This is a genomic window from Nonomuraea sp. K271 (assembly GCF_009908215.1).
Taxonomy (GTDB): domain Bacteria; phylum Actinomycetota; class Actinomycetes; order Streptosporangiales; family Streptosporangiaceae; genus Nonomuraea; species Nonomuraea longispora.
In genome coordinates this window covers 25,344-39,312 of sequence record NZ_JAAAHR010000007.1, presented here as the reverse complement: position 1 = coordinate 39,312, position 13,969 = coordinate 25,344, and the positions used below count along the sequence as shown (strand labels likewise).

The window sequence follows — 13,969 nt, the reverse complement described above, 5'->3', positions numbered from 1 at the left end:
TTGATGTAGCGTCTGACTTAATGATCAGTTTCGAGCTGGGTGTCGAGGACCTCGCAGACACCCACTTCGCCCTTTCGCCGTTGGAAGAAACGGTTCTGAGCCTGCGCGTGCTGCGGGAGCCCGGCCTATACGCATTGCATCTGCCGTGGCGCAGATCCGCGCTCGCCCGCCTCGACGCGCGAGACACCCGCCTGCTGACGTCCCTGGTCGGAAGCAAACTCGCCCTTCCTGACTTCCTGACGCCACGGCCCACGACCTTCGCGCCGACATTCGAGGAACAACTGTCCCTCGTACGGCGGACACCTCCGAAGGTCGTCCGCAGGGACGTGCCGGCCGCGCTCGTCGCAGAACCGGTCCCCGACAACGCGGCGGCAGCCAGGTTCCGCGATACCGCCTGCGACGTGCTGCGACGCTACTGGGAGCTGACTATCGAGCCGATGTGGCCGCAGATGCAGCTGGTGCTGGAGGCCGACATGACCTACCGGGCGCGACAACTGGCCGTGGGCGGCGCGCGCATGCTGTTCGCTGACATGCACCCGAACCTGCGCTGGCATGACGGAGTGCTGTCCATCGACCAGATGATCGGCCGGCATCACGTGGCGGTGTCCGGGCGCGGACTGCTGCTCATGCCGTCGGTGTTCGCCCACAAGCCCACCCCGCCGGTTCACCCCGAGGAACCGCCGCGCCTGACCTATCCCTGCCGCGGAGTGGCCACCTTGTGGCATCCGGCGCCTGCGCCGGATGCCACCGCTCTCGTGTCGCTGCTCGGCGCGCCGCGCGCCGCGCTGCTCGGCCTCCTGGACGAGCCGCTGCCGACGGTGGAACTCGCCCGCCGCCTGAAAGTGACTCCCAGCGCCGTCTCCCAGCACCTGCGCGTGCTGTACACCACTGGTCTGCTCACCCGGGCCCGCGACGGACGGCATGTCCTGTACCGCCGCAGCGACCTCGGCGATCAACTCGCGGCCCCGCCCGCGCCCCCGCGAACCGAGCTGTGACAATATAACGACGAATAAGGCGAGGGCGGCGAGAAACGCTATATGCCCGATCGTCCAGGCCTGCCCGGGCCCTCGGCTTCCGTCCGACCCGTCCATGATGCGGATCACTCCGTAGTCCATGACGAGCAGCGGAGCGGTGGCTGTAGGCGGTGCGGGTGTTCGTCGCAGGCTCTCCTCGGGGTTGTTGTATGCCCTAGCCTGCGGTTTCCCTGGCCGGATGTGATCGCCTGGCCGGGTGATCCCCAATCTCCCTCTCAAGAGCGAGCTACTCGCTCCCGCGACTCGTCGGCGACATGACGCCACCCCGTCGGCGAGCTTGGCGACGGCGTCGGCGACGCTACTTGGGGCTGGTCGTGCGAACCCGAGCGGCTATTTCACAAGCGTTGGGCTGCTGCTGTGGGGCCGCCCCATGCGGTGACGAGCTTGTCGGTCGTCTTGATGAAGATTTTGACCCGGGTGGTTTGCGCGCTGGTGCGCCAGGCCAGGCCGAATTCGAAGGGTGGCGCGTCGGCGAGGGGGACGAAGGTGATGTCGGGGCGTGGGTGGTAGCGGCTGTTGTGGGCGGCCACCGGGCAGATGCCTTGGCCGGCCGCGATGAGCGCCAGCAGTTCTTGGAAGGTGGCTACGGCCGGCCCGCGTTCGATGGGTCGGCCTGCTGGTGTCGACCAGGGCAGGTAGCTGTCCAGCCAGTCCGGTGAGGGGTTGCCTGCCGGGCGGAACGTGCAGTCGCGGGACAGATCCTCCAGGCTGACGGATTCGCGTCGGGCGTACGGGTGGCGGGTGGACACGGCGAGGACGCGTGGCTCGGACACGACGACGGGACCGGTGGTGATGCCCGGTTCGTTGACGGGAAGCTGGGTCAGCACCAGGTCCACCTCCTCGTCGCGCAGCGGGCGGCACGGGTCGGCGATCTGGGTCTCGCACAGCTGGATGTCCAGGTCGGGGTGGTCGGCGCGGACGGTGGTCATCACCTCCAGCACGACCCGTCCGGCGACCGGCCCGAGGAAGGCGACGCGCAGAACCCCGGCGATGCCGCGCCCGGCCGCCTGCGCTCGGCCGAGTGCGTCCAGTACGGCCTGATGGGCCGGGCGCAGCTCGTCCAGCAGGCGCCGTCCGATCGGGGTGAGGCTGACGCGGCGGGTCGTGCGGTCGAACAGCGGACTGCCGATCCGGCGTTCCAGTCTTTGGATCGTCTGGCTGACCCTGGCCTGGGACAGGTGCAGGCGTCGCGCCGCGCGACCGAAATGCAGCTCGTCGGCGACGGCGAGGAACGCTTCGATCTCCTGCCAGTCCACCACACCATATTATTCAGCCCCGCTTATCAATCGTATCGTGGTCCGCGGTTGCTGACCCGTCCCGGTCCAGAGATCGTGAGGACATGTCCCCTTGAGAACTCATGCGGATCGACCGCCAGGCGGACCTGGGTGTGCGGAGGTTCGGGCGCGGTCAGTGATCCGGCCGTCCTGCTCATCGGCGGCGCGAGCCGCTTGGTGGAACATGCGCCTCGCGCGGCTGGCGGCTGCCGGCACCGCGGCGTTGATTCTGCGTGCAGGCGTGAGGGGTACGGCGGGCGGTGCACCCCCTCCGCCGGCCGGAAGGGTGATGGCTTTCGCGCGGTCGGGAAAGTGACGAGGGTAGCGATGAGTGAGATACAGGAACAGATCCAGCGCCATATCGATACGCTGGTCGGTACCGGCGTGGAGACCGGTGTGCAGGTCGCCGTCTATCAGGATGGCGCGCTGATCGTCGACGCAGTGGCCGGCACGGCTGACACGGCCACCGGGCGAGCAATCACCTCCGGCACACCGATCTTCAGTTTCTCCACCGGCAAGAACGTTGCGGCCACGCTCGCGCACCTGCTCGTCGCGCGTGGTTTCCTCGATTACGACAGCCCGGTCACGGACCTGTGGCCCGAGTTCGGCGTGCGCGGCAAGGCCACGGCGACGCTGCGGCACGTGCTGACCCACACGGCCGGTCTTCCGGCCATGCCGCGCGAGATCACTCCGAGCGAGCTTCCCGACTGGTCCCGGGTATGCGCGTCGCTGGCCGCCGCCGAGCCGCGCTGGCAGCCCGGCGCCGCCATGGGCTATCACAGCTACACCTTCGGCTATCTCGTCGGCGAGCTGGCCCGCCGCGCGACAGGGCAGCCCATGCGCGAGCTCCTGCGTGAGTGGATCACCGCGCCGCTCGGTATCGAGGGGCAGCTCTACTTCGCCGCTCCGAAGGAGTCGCTGCCGGCGCTGGCATGCCTGGAGCAGCAGGCGCGGCAATGGCCTGCCGGCCCGGACGACGGTGATGCGATCCTCGCGCCGTGGGAAAACCTGCCGAGTGCCGACTTCGGCAATGACAGCGAGATCCTGCGTGCCGACATACCGTCGGTGGGCATCGCCACCGCGCACGGCCTTGCCGCGATGTACAACGCCGTCCTGCAGGGCAAGCTCATGGACTCTGCGCGGCTCGCGGAACTGTCCGCGCTCGCGTTCGAGGGCGCGGACCGGGTTTTCGGCACTCCGGCGCGGATGGCTCTGGGCTTCCCGATCGGCAGGATGGGCGCCCCTGCCGAGGAGAACTCTGTGGCATTCGGATGGCCGGGCGGCGGCGGAAGCTACGCCTACGCGGACCCCGCGCGAGGTGTCGCCTTCGCGCTGACGAAAAACCGGCTCGTCCCGAACTTCGACACCGTGCTATCGGTCATCACGATCGTGGCCGACTATCTGGCCAGGACCCGCTGAGCTCTCCCCGCCGATGCGCCGGGGCGGAAATCGCGACGATCACAAGGAGAACATCATGTCCACTCGTAGGGCCGACGACTCGAGCGCGCCGGAGACCAGCCTCGGTCCGTTCTCCTCGCCAGGCGCCCGCCCGACGCCGTGGGAGGCGACGGAGTGGGCACTGCGCCGGATCCAGAAATTCCAGCTGTGCACGGTGCGCCGGGATGGCCGCCCCCACGTGACACCGTTGCTGGCGATCTGGGCGCTCGGCGCCATGTGGTTCACCACCGGCCACAACGAGCAGAAGGCCAAGAACCTCAGCGCCAACCAGCAGTGCGTGCTGACCACCGGAACCGGCACCCTGACCGGCGTGGACTACGTCATCGAGGGCACCGCGAGCCTGGTCACCGACCAGGCCACCAGGGAGGCCGTGGCGACCGCGTTCGAACAGGCCTACGGCTGGCAGCTCACCCGCGAGGACGGAACCTGGTATCAACTGGACGACGCCCTTCGGACCGGAAATGTTCAGCTCTACCGGGTCCAGCCGGACAAGGGGTTCGCCTTCGCCACCGGTAGCGAGTCGTCCCAGACGCGCTACCGGTGGAGCTGAGGGCACAGTGCCTGGCTGCTCACGCCACCCGCAGCGGCCGGTTTCACCTCCGACCCCGAGCACGCTGGACGTCGTCGGCGTAGCAGGGCGAACAGGTCGCGGGCGAACGTGGTGGAGTCGGGCGTCCGCTCGACGTACCGCCGCCCGTCGCGCACCCAGCGCACCTCGTCCTCGCCGGCGATACGCCGTGCCAGCTCGGCGGCGGTGCCGTCGGCGACGATCCGGCCGCCGTTCAGCACGAGGATGCGGTCGGCCAGCTTCTCGGCCTCGTCCAGGTCTGCTTGAGCTGCCCGAGACTCGTTGAGCGCGCCGTCGTAGGCGAACCCGACGGCGCCGACGGCTTGGGGAAGGGCAGGACGGCGATGGCGTACCGATGGGTCTCGATCAGCCCCTGCGTCGTCGCAGCACCGGCGAACTGATCTACGACCGGATCTGATCGCCAACTGCGCCGGCAACCGTTATGACGTTCAGCAGGATGTTGTCGCGGAATGTCCGAAGGGGCTCAAGCGGTCGGTCAGGAAGTCGATGATCTCGTCCCTGGCCTTCAGCGTGGGATGTCCGCCCTCGTCGACGAGGTGGGCGGTGACAACGCTGTGGGGGACCCGACCACGTCGCCGAAGAAGGGTGGCGGGCTGGTGTTCGCGGAACCGCCCGGAAGAACACGGCCGTCGAAGGCGTCGCCGAGAAGTGCCTGGTAGGCGGCGAAGCGCTGGCCGGTGCACCACCGGTCGTCGTCGAAGCGGTAGGCAAGAACCTTCAGTCCGTCGCGCGCGATGCGGTCTCGGACCGCGCGCGCGTCCTCGTCGCCGATCTCGAGTCCGGCAGGGTCGTCCAGCGGCAGCGACGGGTGGTTGACCACCGGCGCGATGACAGCTGGCTCAAGCGCCATGGTGAGAGCGAAGTCGCCGGTGAAGCACAGTCCGATCGCGCCGACTCCCGGACCGCCGCATTCGGCATGGGCTTGGCGCGCGAGCCCACGTAGCCATGCCGTGACCGGGCTGGTGCCGCCCCCGGCGAACGCGCGGAACTCGGCACTGACACACGCGCGGCGGACAACCTCCGTACCACCCTCGACCGTGGGATAGGCACCGTCGATCCCGAGAAGTGAAGGGACATAGACGGTGAAGCCGGCATCCCGCACCCACCGCGCCAGTCGAAGAACGTCAGGACTGATGCCGGGCACCTCCGGCATCAACACGACGGCCGGCCCGGAGCCCGCGGCGTACACCGTCTTCACCACCCCCTCCACGTCCACGAGTCGGCGGGAGAAGTCTGTGATCATGTCGTCAGGTCGTCCGCTGGCAGCGCTCATGGTGACAGCCTGGACCGATGCCCCCGCACAGGCTGGGGGTGAGGAGGCGAGCGTGAGCGCGCTGCGGGTTGGTGTCCTGGCCTATCCAGGCTGCTTCGCGTCCGAGGTGTTCGGCGTACCCGATCTCTTGACGATGGCCACGCACGTTGCCGGACCGGACAGCTCCGGATACGAGGTGTCGATCGTTTCGCCTCGTCGTCGTGTCGCCGCATCGGGTGGTGCGGCGTTGGACGTCTCACCACTGCGCGAGGTGGATGTCCTCGTCGTGCCAGGGTTCGAGCTCGTGCCGGGCCTCGACGTAGACGCGAAGCTCGCACCCCTCGCCAGCCTCGCTTTCGTGCGCCCAGCAGGACGGAGGTGAAGCCGTGACGTAGCGGCTGATCGTCTGTTCGTAAGCTCGTCGTCGCTTGCCGGTGGGAGTCCGGTCCGGGTAGCTGCCAGTCAGGCGGGTGTGGACGTGGTTGCGTTCGGCGGTGCTGAGCTGCCCGTGCAGGAGCGTCGCGGCCACGCCCCGGTCTGCCAGGGCCGTGGCCAGGCATTGGAGGCGTTCCATTCGAATGGTCAAGATCAGGCTGCTCCTGCCCCGGCTTGCCGCGTCCGCGACGTCGGCGGCGATTTGGACGGTCCGGGTCTCGTCTGCGGCCAGTTCGCCGTAGATCGCTTGGAAGGAGGTGCCATCGTTTCCGATTTCCTCGGTGTTGAAGTCGGTCGGGTGGACGATGAGTCGCTGGGCAACGACACCTCGGCGGTGATCTCGTGCCGGATGGGTCCGCACTGCATCGTGATGAGCGCGTCCATCTGGTCGGCCCGGTACGGTGTCGCCGATAGCCCGATCCAACGTTTCACGGCTACCTGACGGATGGCGGCCTCGGCGGCCGGAGCGCCAACCGCATGGCATTCGTCGACGATGACCATGCCGTACTCGTGGAGCAGTGACGGGTCGGCGTCGCGGTGGGCCACGGACTGCGGCATGATCACATCGACGACCCCGTGCCGCTTGTCCCTCCCCTCGGCTCCGGAGCGTTTTGCCAGCTCGGGGAGAGAGCCGGGTGAGGTCGGGCAGACGCGACTGGATGCCGTCCTGCTCCGTCGTCGTGTCGGCGGTCGTTGGGGCGGACATGGCGAGGTCTTCCTTCGTGCGCTGGATGGTGTCTCACTGCTTCGACAACACAACCTGGCCGAATGCGAAGTGACGCGCCAACCTCACACTTCACCGCGCTGTCTTGTCGAACAGGTGAAGGTGGATGCGACCAGGGGAGTCAGTGACACGATGACCAGGAGACCATGACCACTCGATCTGAGCCAGGGCACGGCCGGCCCGATCCGCGCCTGAGCGCGATCACGAACGAACGGCACCGGCTGATCAATTTCGCCTACCGGCTCCTCGGCTCTCTGGTCGACGCAGAAGATGTCGTCCAGGAGACCGTCGCCTTCGTCCTGCACGACGTCTTCCGGTACCCCTTCGCCGAGGTCGTCGGCCGGTCCCCGGCGGCTTGCCGGCAGCTGGCCTCCTCCGCGCGCCGCCCATTCGAAGGCCCCGAGCGGCTCGCGCGCGTCCTCGTCGATCTCGCTGGCAGGCTGGGCAATCTGACGATCCTGGAGCGTACCGTCAACGGTCAGCCCGGTCTGGTGGCGCAGCGAGATGGCGTCACCGTGACGGTGTACGCGTTCGAGATCGCAGGCGACCGGATCACACACATTTGGGCTGTACGCAACCCCGGCAAGCTCCGGCCCTGGTCGGTGAGTCCACAGCATTGCAACGTCGACACTGCAGATGTGGTGGGACGGTTCGACCCGGTTGAGGAGCTGGCCCGGGCACGGGATGGCAAGGGTGTGGCGGGGCTGGTGACACCTCCGGTGGCGATCGCCGGACGCGTCCCTCCGATGTGCGTGTTGACCAATGTGACTGAACGATGATCAAGGAGTTGACCATGACCGACACGCAGGTAGTGATCGCTGGGGCGGGGCCGACGGGGTTGATGCTCGCGTGCGAGCTGGGGCTCGCCGGGGTCGATGTGCTCGTGCTCGAGCGCCTGGCAGGGCCTCAAACGGTGGAATCGCGAGGCAGCGGTCTCCACATCCGCACGATGGAGGCGCTCGATCAGCGGGGCCTGCTCGACCGGTTTCTCGAGCGAGGACGGCCAAGGCAGGGCGTGCACTTCTCCGGACTCCGGCTCGACCTATCTGGTGTGACGACGCGGCATCCGTACGTTCTGGTCATCTCGCAGTCCGAGGTGGAACGGCTGCTGGCGGAGCGCGCGGCGGAGCTCGGGGTACGGCTGCGGCGCGGCGCCGAGGTGGTGGGGTTCACCCAGGACGAAACGGGTGTCACGGTGGAGCTCGCGGACAGCTCGCGCGTCAGGGCCGGCTACCTCGTCGGCTGCGACGGGGGCCGCAGCACCGTGCGCAGGCTCGCAGGCATCCAGTTCCCCGGTACCCCGGCCACGATGACCGCGATGCTCGGCGACGTCGAGCTCGCCGAGCCGCCCGCGGACAACATCTTCCAGGAACGGCGCAAGCACGGCGTCTTCTCGGTGCTGTCGTTCGGCCCGGACTGGTACCGAGTGCTGACCAACGAGTTCGATCACGTCGCCGACCGCGACGAACCGGTGAATCTGGAGACCCTCCGCAAGGCCTTGATCAAGATCGCTGGAACGGATTACGGCATGCACTCGCCTCGCTGGCTCTCCCGGCATGGCGATGCGGCGCGCCAGGCCGACCGTTACCGCGAGGGCCGGGTTCTCATCGCCGGCGACGCCGCGCACATCCACTTCCCGGCGGGCGGTCAGGGCCTGAACACCGGCGTGCAGGACGCGGTCAACCTCGGCTGGAAGCTCGCCGCCGTCGTCCGTGGGCAGGCTTCGGACCACTTGCTCGACACCTACCACGCCGAACGCCACCCGGTCGCCGCCCGCGTGCTGCAGAACACCCGCGCCCAGACTGCCCTCTGGCGGGTGGACGATCACACCTCCGCCCTCCGCGAGGTGCTGGGCGATCTCATCGGCATCGATGAGGTACGGCTGCGTCTGGCCGGTGAGATCACGGCCACCGACATCACGTATCCGATGAACGGGACGGACGATCTCCTCGGCAGGCGCATTCCGGATCTCGACATCGGACACGGCCGCGTCTACAAGCTTCTGCACCGCGCCCGCGCGATTCTGCTGGATTGTGGTGGTCTCCCGCCGCTCGACACCGTCGTGACCGGCTGGGCGGACCGAGTCGATCTCGTCCGCACCCGTCCTGCCGAAGGCTCCGATCTCGGCGTGGACGCCGTACTCATCCGTCCCGACGGACATGTCGCCTGGCTCACCCGTTGCGGCGAGCGGCCAGACCTGGACGCTCTCCAGACCGCCCTCACGACGTGGCTCGGCCCAGCCGGCCTTCGAGGTGCGCACGTACGCCACCGGCCCGCCCTGCGGCTGACCTCAACCCCGGATCTCCAGCCTAGAAGCGTCAGTCCGCCGACGGCTTGACACATGGCTCGGCGGGACAGGCGTGGTGCCCGAACCGGCACCGGGAAGGCCGGACCGTCCGTCTAGGGGCTGGTTCTCGGATCGGCCGACTAGTTGTGGTGATCGTGTCACGATGAGTGTATGGGTCGTGGTGGCTTAACGAACGCCGAGTGGGAGCGGCTGAGGCCGCTGTGGTGTAGCGTGCGTTCACGGCTTACGCACAGCCTGCTCCGAGCTCTCTCGCCCACGCCGGGAGCGCGCTACGAGGAGCGAGGGTCCCGCCATAGATCGCGTTTCGACCTGACACGTAGATCGCCATCACGGGCTGCGGGCGTGGGACGACAGCCGGAAGACGATCTGCTGTGACCCACAAAGGCAAGCTCAAGCATCCAGCCGGGCCGTGGGTTGCGCAGCAGGCCAGGAACCTGATGATCGAGTTGAGGGACAGGGCGGAAGAGTTCAGGCTCCTCATCCGCGATCGGGATACCAAGTTCACCGCGACGTTCGACGAGATCTTCACGGCCGGGGGCATCCGCATCCTCAAGACGCCACCTCGCGCTCCGCGGGCCAACGCTTTCGCCGAACGCTGGATCGGCAGCCTGCGCCGAGAACTCCTCGACCGGATCACCATCGTCAACGCCCACCACTTACGACGTGTGCTGGCCACCTACGAGATTCACTTCAGCGAGCATCGCCCACATCGCTCCCTGGGCCAGGCCGCTCCGCTGCGAGCCCTTCCCGACCCGGTCGAGGACGACATCAAGGTCATCCGACGTGACCGCCTCGGCGGGCTGATCCACGAGTACGCGCAGGTCGCATAGGGGCGGCCCAGTTCTTGGCACCCACACGGCCGTGATCAGTTCATCAACGAGTGATGAACAGCCCCGCTTGATCCTTCGCTACGTCACGGCTTCACCTCCTGCTCTGCTGGGCACACGAAAGCCGGAGGCTACTCGAGCCCAGTCATCCGACTGATGAACCGCCCCCGCCGGACCTCCAAGCTTGGAAGGCGAAGGGCCAACGCCCATGCCCCAGTGGCCGATGGCCACCTGCACCCGATTCGATGCGACAAGCAGGAGAGCGATGAGCGACTTTCAGACGATCGCCGACCGCGTTGAGATCGAAGCACTGCGCGGCGAGTTCACCGACGGAACGATGATGCGCGATTACGACCACATCGCATCCTTGTTCACCCCGGACGGTGCACTGCGGATGCCCAACATCCCGGCCGAACTGATCGGTCAGGAGGCGATCCGCGCCTATGGCCGGAACGTGCCGGAGTTCGTGGAATTCCTCGTACAGAACACCCACCCAGGCACCATCCAGATCAACGGCGACACCGCTACCGGCCGGGCATACATGTCAGAGATCGGACGCGCCTTCGACGGCCGCTCCTCAATGATGTACGCCATCTACCACGACCGCTACCAGCGCACCCCGGATGGCTGGAAATTCGCCGAACGCCTCTACGAAGTCCGCTACGAGGACACCTCACCACTGACCGGCTCGGGTTCCTCACCCCGACCACCCAAAGCACCGACCGACTCGCCGCCCGGCGACAACCCCCGACCGAAGACGACGGTGACCCCGGCCACACCACAACACTCCGACACCTGAAATCCGGTTGAGATCCGGCAGGGATCCGGTCCACCGCGCCCCGGCATTCACCTGCCCGCGGTCGCTCCCGCAAACAGGATCATCAACGGCCGGAACAGACATCACGGACTGTGCCGACATCGATGCCGATCACCTCCGCGGCTTCCACGCCAACGACGCTCACAACCCGGCGAGGGGACACCGAAATGAACATCGCTCTTTGGGTGGTTGCGGGACTGCTCGCCGCAGTCTCCCTGGCCAGCGGCGCCAGGAAGCTGATCCAGTCTGCGGAGAAGCTGGCTGCCTCCGGCTATGGATGGATCGAAGACTTCAGCGGCAACACGGTCAAGGCCATCGGCATCCTCGAGATCCTGGGTGCGGTGGGCCTGATTCTGCCCGCCGTGCTTGGCATCGCACCGGTTTTGGCGCCACTGGCTGCGGTCGGCCTGGCGTTGCTCATGGTCGGCGCGATCATCACGCACCTCCGCCGTCACGAGAGCCAGGCAATCGTACTGCCCATGATCCTGCTCGCTCTGTACGTCTTTGTGGCGTCGGGCCGCTTCGGCCTCGAGCCTTTCACCGGGTGACCCCGCGTGACCTCTGGCCCGGAACGCGGTCAGGATGCCCACTGGTTCACATTCGGACGGTGCGGGCGGTGGAGGTCAGTGGTGGCGGGTTTTCCTGGCGTCGGTCCCTGCACAGTGATCAGATCGCACACTCCGATCCAGCGGCCGGGGCCGTGCGGCCAATCCTCCAGAGCCGCACCAGTTGCAGCATCGTGACAGCCACACCCGGCACCCTGGGCGATTACAAGCCTACGAACGCCGCGATCAACCCATGAAGGAAGGTAGGAAGTCGTGACCGACGCCGTACGGCTCGCCCGGGAACACACCGCTCGGCTGGATTTGTCGATCAACAAGCTCCGCCCGGCCATACTGGCGCGATCTGATGCCGGGCATCGGACGGGGCCCATTGGGTGGGTGCTGCGTGCCGTTGTGAGCGTGCACACGGTGGCGGTCGTCGGTCAGCCGGTGTTCGCCGGTGTGTTTTTGAGTGGTGATTTTGATGGTCTGCTGTGGCATGCGGTCGGTGCGGATGTGGTCACGTCTGCCGGTTATCTGCAGGTGATCGTGGCGGTGGTGGTCTGGGTTCGGCTGCGCCGGGCCTGGCCGTTCGTGGTCACCGGGGCGGTGGTGGCCGCCGAGACGGTGCAGTACGTGGCGGGGCTGGACGGCGCGTTGTGGTTGCACCTTCCGCTGGGGGTGATGATCGTCGCCGGGCTCGTGGTGTTGTTCATCGCGGTGTGGCGCCGGCCCCTGCGGCGGCGAGCGCCCCCACCGCGCGCGGGCGCAGACCGTGGAGGAGCCGAAGCTGGAGGAGGCCGGTGATGGGTGAGGAACTCGACGGCCGATCCGGCCGGGGCGGTCGGGTGGGTGGCCTGGCCAGGCGCCGGGTGCTGGGCATCGGCGGGGCGCTCGGGCTGATGGCGGCCGGCGGGTTGTCGGGCGCGGCCGCGCTGTCGCGCCGCCCGTCGTTCACCGGTGCCGAGTTGCGCAGCGCGGTGCCGCTGCCGCCGGCGTTCGAGGTGCCGTTGCCGATCCCGGCCGTGCTGGCCCCGGCCGGCGGCTCGGGCGGGGCCGACCGTTACGAGATCACCCAGCGCGAGGCGGCGGTGGAGGTCTTGCCCGGCATCCGGACGCGGCTGTGGACCTATGGGGGCACGTTCCCGGGGCCGACGATCGAGTCGCGCCGCGGCCGGCCGATCATCGTGACCCATCGCAACGAGCTGCCCGTGCCGACCGTGGTGCACCTGCACGGCGGACACAGCCCGGCGGCCTCCGACGGATACCCCACCGACCTGGTCTTGCCCCAGGGCTGGCCGGACGCCGCCCACGACGGCCACGACGGGCACGGCCGCGGCGGGCCCGGTCCCGGGCACGGCGGGCGCGACCCGCGGGCGGTGCCGGCCAGGCTGAGGCGGGACTACGCCTACCCGATGGACCAGCGGCCGGCGCTGTTGTGGTATCACGACCACCGGATGGACTTCACCGGCCCGGCGATCTGGCGGGGCCTGGCCGGGCTGCAGATCGTCCGCGACGACGCCGAGGAGGCTCTCGGCCTGCCCGCCGGGCCGCGCGAGCTCCCGCTCGTGCTCGCCGACCGGGCGTTCGCCGCCGACGGGAGCCTCGACTACCCCGCCCTCGACCCCGCCCCCGGGTCTGCGCTCGGGCCTGCGCTCGGGTCTGTGCTGCGGGAGCGGCCGGGCGTTCGCGAGCCCTATCTCGCCGGCGTCCTGGGGGACGTGATCTTGGTGAACGGCGCGCCGTGGCCGGTGCACGAGGTCGACGCGGCCCGCTACCGGCTGCGGCTGCTGAACGCCTCCAACGCCCGCCACTACGCGCTCCAAGCGGTCGGCGACGACGGACGCCGGCTGGACCTGGTCCAGATCGGCGCCGACCAAGGGCTGCTCGCCGCGCCGGTCACGCACCGGCTGCTGCCGATCGCGCCGGCCGAACGCCACGACGTGATCATCGACTTCTCGCGCGTCCCGGTCGGCGGCCGCGTCCGGATCGTCAACCGGCTGGGCTCCGGGCGCACCCGCGACGTCATGGCCTTCCGCATCGCCCGCACCGCCACCGACGACAGCCGCATCCCGCCCACCCTGGCGACCGACCTGCCGGACTGGCGCCGGTCGGACGCCGCCCGGGTGCGCGACTTCGCCTTCCGCACCGGGCGCCTGCCCGGCGGGCACGGATGGCTGATCGGCGGCCTGCCGTTCGACCCCGCCCGCACCGATGTCACCGTCCGGCTCGGCCAGGTCGAGGTCTGGCGGCTGATCGCCGACGTGCACCACCCCGTCCACCTGCACCTGGCCGCCTTCCGGATACTCTCACGCGGCGGCCGCCCGCCGCTGCCGCACGACGCGGGCCTCAAGGACACCATCTCACTGCGCCCGGGCGAATCAGCAGAGATCATCACCCGCTTCGACGGCTACCGCGGCCGCTATCTCTTCCACTGCCACAACATCGAACACGAGGACATGGGAATGATGGCCAACCTCGAAATCACCTGACACCTGGGAGCTGCGCTATCCCTGGCGCGCCACGGCTTCAAGGCAAGGGTCGACTTGACCGAGGCCGTGGAACCTGCGTCAGTTGTTCGCCGCTCACGTTCAGGTCATCGCGGGCGGCGGGGCCAAGCCCCGCAGTGGGGCAGGGGCATCATCGACGCCGAAAGCGTGGCCACGGTGCTCACCTCGACCTCCTCCAGCTCTTTCGCCGGTTCGGGTT

General features: G+C 68.4%; 14 protein-coding genes and 1 pseudogene. 10 read left to right on the top strand and 5 right to left on the bottom strand.

The window, feature by feature from the left end; genetic code table 11:
• Window positions 1-20 precede the first annotated feature (20 nt).
• Window positions 21-995: an ArsR/SmtB family transcription factor gene (locus tag GUY59_RS03835; protein ID WP_138199469.1), complete on the top strand. Its 975-nt coding sequence runs from the start codon at window positions 21-23 to the stop codon at window positions 993-995.
• Between the two features lie 374 nt (window positions 996-1,369).
• On the opposite strand, the gene GUY59_RS03830 is transcribed toward GUY59_RS03835, so the two are convergent.
• Window positions 1,370-2,290, bottom strand: coding sequence for a LysR family transcriptional regulator (locus GUY59_RS03830; RefSeq protein WP_171055317.1), 921 nt, complete (start codon window positions 2,288-2,290; stop codon window positions 1,370-1,372).
• A 345-nt stretch (window positions 2,291-2,635) separates the two neighbouring features.
• Between GUY59_RS03830 and GUY59_RS03825 the strand changes: the two genes are divergently transcribed.
• Both GUY59_RS03825 and GUY59_RS03820 read left to right on the top strand, forming a co-directional pair.
• Entirely contained in the window at window positions 2,636-3,727 is a 1,092-nt protein-coding gene (locus tag GUY59_RS03825; RefSeq protein WP_138199470.1) for a serine hydrolase domain-containing protein, read from the top strand.
• A gap of 55 nt (window positions 3,728-3,782) precedes the next feature.
• Window positions 3,783-4,316 (top strand): pyridoxamine 5'-phosphate oxidase family protein, encoded by a 534-nt coding sequence (locus GUY59_RS03820; protein WP_138199471.1) that lies wholly within the window; start codon window positions 3,783-3,785, stop codon window positions 4,314-4,316.
• Here the strand turns inward: GUY59_RS03820 and GUY59_RS50515 are convergent.
• The 4 genes and pseudogenes from GUY59_RS50515 to GUY59_RS51230 all read right to left on the bottom strand — a co-directional run.
• Window positions 4,301-4,759 carry a hypothetical protein gene (locus GUY59_RS50515; RefSeq protein WP_201760469.1) on the bottom strand — a complete coding sequence of 153 codons (459 nt, stop codon included), beginning with the start codon at window positions 4,757-4,759 and terminating at the stop codon, window positions 4,301-4,303. The two genes, GUY59_RS03820 and GUY59_RS50515, sit on opposite strands and share 16 nt — an antisense overlap.
• Before the next feature lie 101 nt (window positions 4,760-4,860).
• Complete coding sequence (locus GUY59_RS03810; protein ID WP_201760468.1) at window positions 4,861-5,628, bottom strand: dienelactone hydrolase family protein; 768 nt, start codon at window positions 5,626-5,628, stop codon at window positions 4,861-4,863.
• Window positions 5,629-5,863: 235 nt separating this feature from the next.
• The gene (locus GUY59_RS48270; protein WP_236666811.1) at window positions 5,864-6,403 is read right to left on the bottom strand and encodes a hypothetical protein; all 540 of its coding nucleotides are present in this window, start codon (window positions 6,401-6,403) and stop codon (window positions 5,864-5,866) included.
• A 44-nt stretch (window positions 6,404-6,447) separates the two neighbouring features.
• Window positions 6,448-6,801, bottom strand: a pseudogene (locus GUY59_RS51230) (DEAD/DEAH box helicase family protein); the annotation flags it as partial.
• Between the two features lie 111 nt (window positions 6,802-6,912).
• On the opposite strand from GUY59_RS51230, the gene GUY59_RS50510 reads away from it, so the two are divergent.
• The 7 genes from GUY59_RS50510 to GUY59_RS03765 all read left to right on the top strand — a co-directional run bounded on the left by GUY59_RS50510 (window position 6,913) and on the right by GUY59_RS03765 (window position 13,752).
• On the top strand, window positions 6,913-7,545 hold the full coding sequence (locus GUY59_RS50510; protein ID WP_138199473.1) for a sigma factor: 633 nt from the start codon (window positions 6,913-6,915) through the stop codon (window positions 7,543-7,545).
• Window positions 7,546-7,559: 14 nt separating this feature from the next.
• Window positions 7,560-9,104, top strand: a complete 1,545-nt coding sequence (locus GUY59_RS03790) for an FAD-dependent monooxygenase (protein WP_138199474.1) — start codon at window positions 7,560-7,562, stop codon at window positions 9,102-9,104.
• A gap of 341 nt (window positions 9,105-9,445) precedes the next feature.
• Entirely contained in the window at window positions 9,446-9,904 is a 459-nt protein-coding gene (locus GUY59_RS03785; protein ID WP_161714383.1) for an integrase core domain-containing protein, read from the top strand.
• Between the two features lie 262 nt (window positions 9,905-10,166).
• Window positions 10,167-10,700, top strand: coding sequence for a nuclear transport factor 2 family protein (locus tag GUY59_RS03780; RefSeq protein ID WP_138199476.1), 534 nt, complete (start codon window positions 10,167-10,169; stop codon window positions 10,698-10,700).
• A gap of 185 nt (window positions 10,701-10,885) precedes the next feature.
• On the top strand, window positions 10,886-11,266 hold the full coding sequence (locus GUY59_RS03775) for a DoxX family protein (RefSeq protein ID WP_138199477.1): 381 nt from the start codon (window positions 10,886-10,888) through the stop codon (window positions 11,264-11,266).
• A gap of 270 nt (window positions 11,267-11,536) precedes the next feature.
• The gene (locus tag GUY59_RS03770; protein ID WP_201760467.1) at window positions 11,537-12,067 is read left to right on the top strand and encodes a hypothetical protein; all 531 of its coding nucleotides are present in this window, start codon (window positions 11,537-11,539) and stop codon (window positions 12,065-12,067) included.
• Window positions 12,067-13,752: a multicopper oxidase family protein gene (locus tag GUY59_RS03765; RefSeq protein ID WP_138199478.1), complete on the top strand. Its 1,686-nt coding sequence runs from the start codon at window positions 12,067-12,069 to the stop codon at window positions 13,750-13,752. Before GUY59_RS03770 ends, GUY59_RS03765 begins: the two co-directional genes overlap by 1 nt.
• The last annotated feature ends 217 nt before the right edge of the window (window positions 13,753-13,969 follow it).

Excerpts from the sequence above, each read along its gene's own strand:
- GUY59_RS03820 (WP_138199471.1), top strand. The coding sequence starts at position 3,783 with ATGTCCACTCGTAGGGCCGACGACTCGAGCGCGCCGGAGACCAGCCTC.
- GUY59_RS03835 (WP_138199469.1), top strand. The coding sequence starts at position 21 with ATGATCAGTTTCGAGCTGGGTGTCGAGGACCTCGCAGACACCCACTTC.
- GUY59_RS03780 (WP_138199476.1), top strand. The coding sequence starts at position 10,167 with ATGAGCGACTTTCAGACGATCGCCGACCGCGTTGAGATCGAAGCACTG.
- GUY59_RS03810 (WP_201760468.1), bottom strand. The coding sequence starts at position 5,628 with ATGAGCGCTGCCAGCGGACGACCTGACGACATGATCACAGACTTCTCC.
- GUY59_RS03765 (WP_138199478.1), top strand. The coding sequence starts at position 12,067 with ATGGGTGAGGAACTCGACGGCCGATCCGGCCGGGGCGGTCGGGTGGGT.
- GUY59_RS03775 (WP_138199477.1), top strand. The coding sequence starts at position 10,886 with ATGAACATCGCTCTTTGGGTGGTTGCGGGACTGCTCGCCGCAGTCTCC.
- GUY59_RS03825 (WP_138199470.1), top strand. The coding sequence starts at position 2,636 with ATGAGTGAGATACAGGAACAGATCCAGCGCCATATCGATACGCTGGTC.
- GUY59_RS50510 (WP_138199473.1), top strand. The coding sequence starts at position 6,913 with ATGACCACTCGATCTGAGCCAGGGCACGGCCGGCCCGATCCGCGCCTG.
- GUY59_RS03790 (WP_138199474.1), top strand. The coding sequence starts at position 7,560 with ATGACCGACACGCAGGTAGTGATCGCTGGGGCGGGGCCGACGGGGTTG.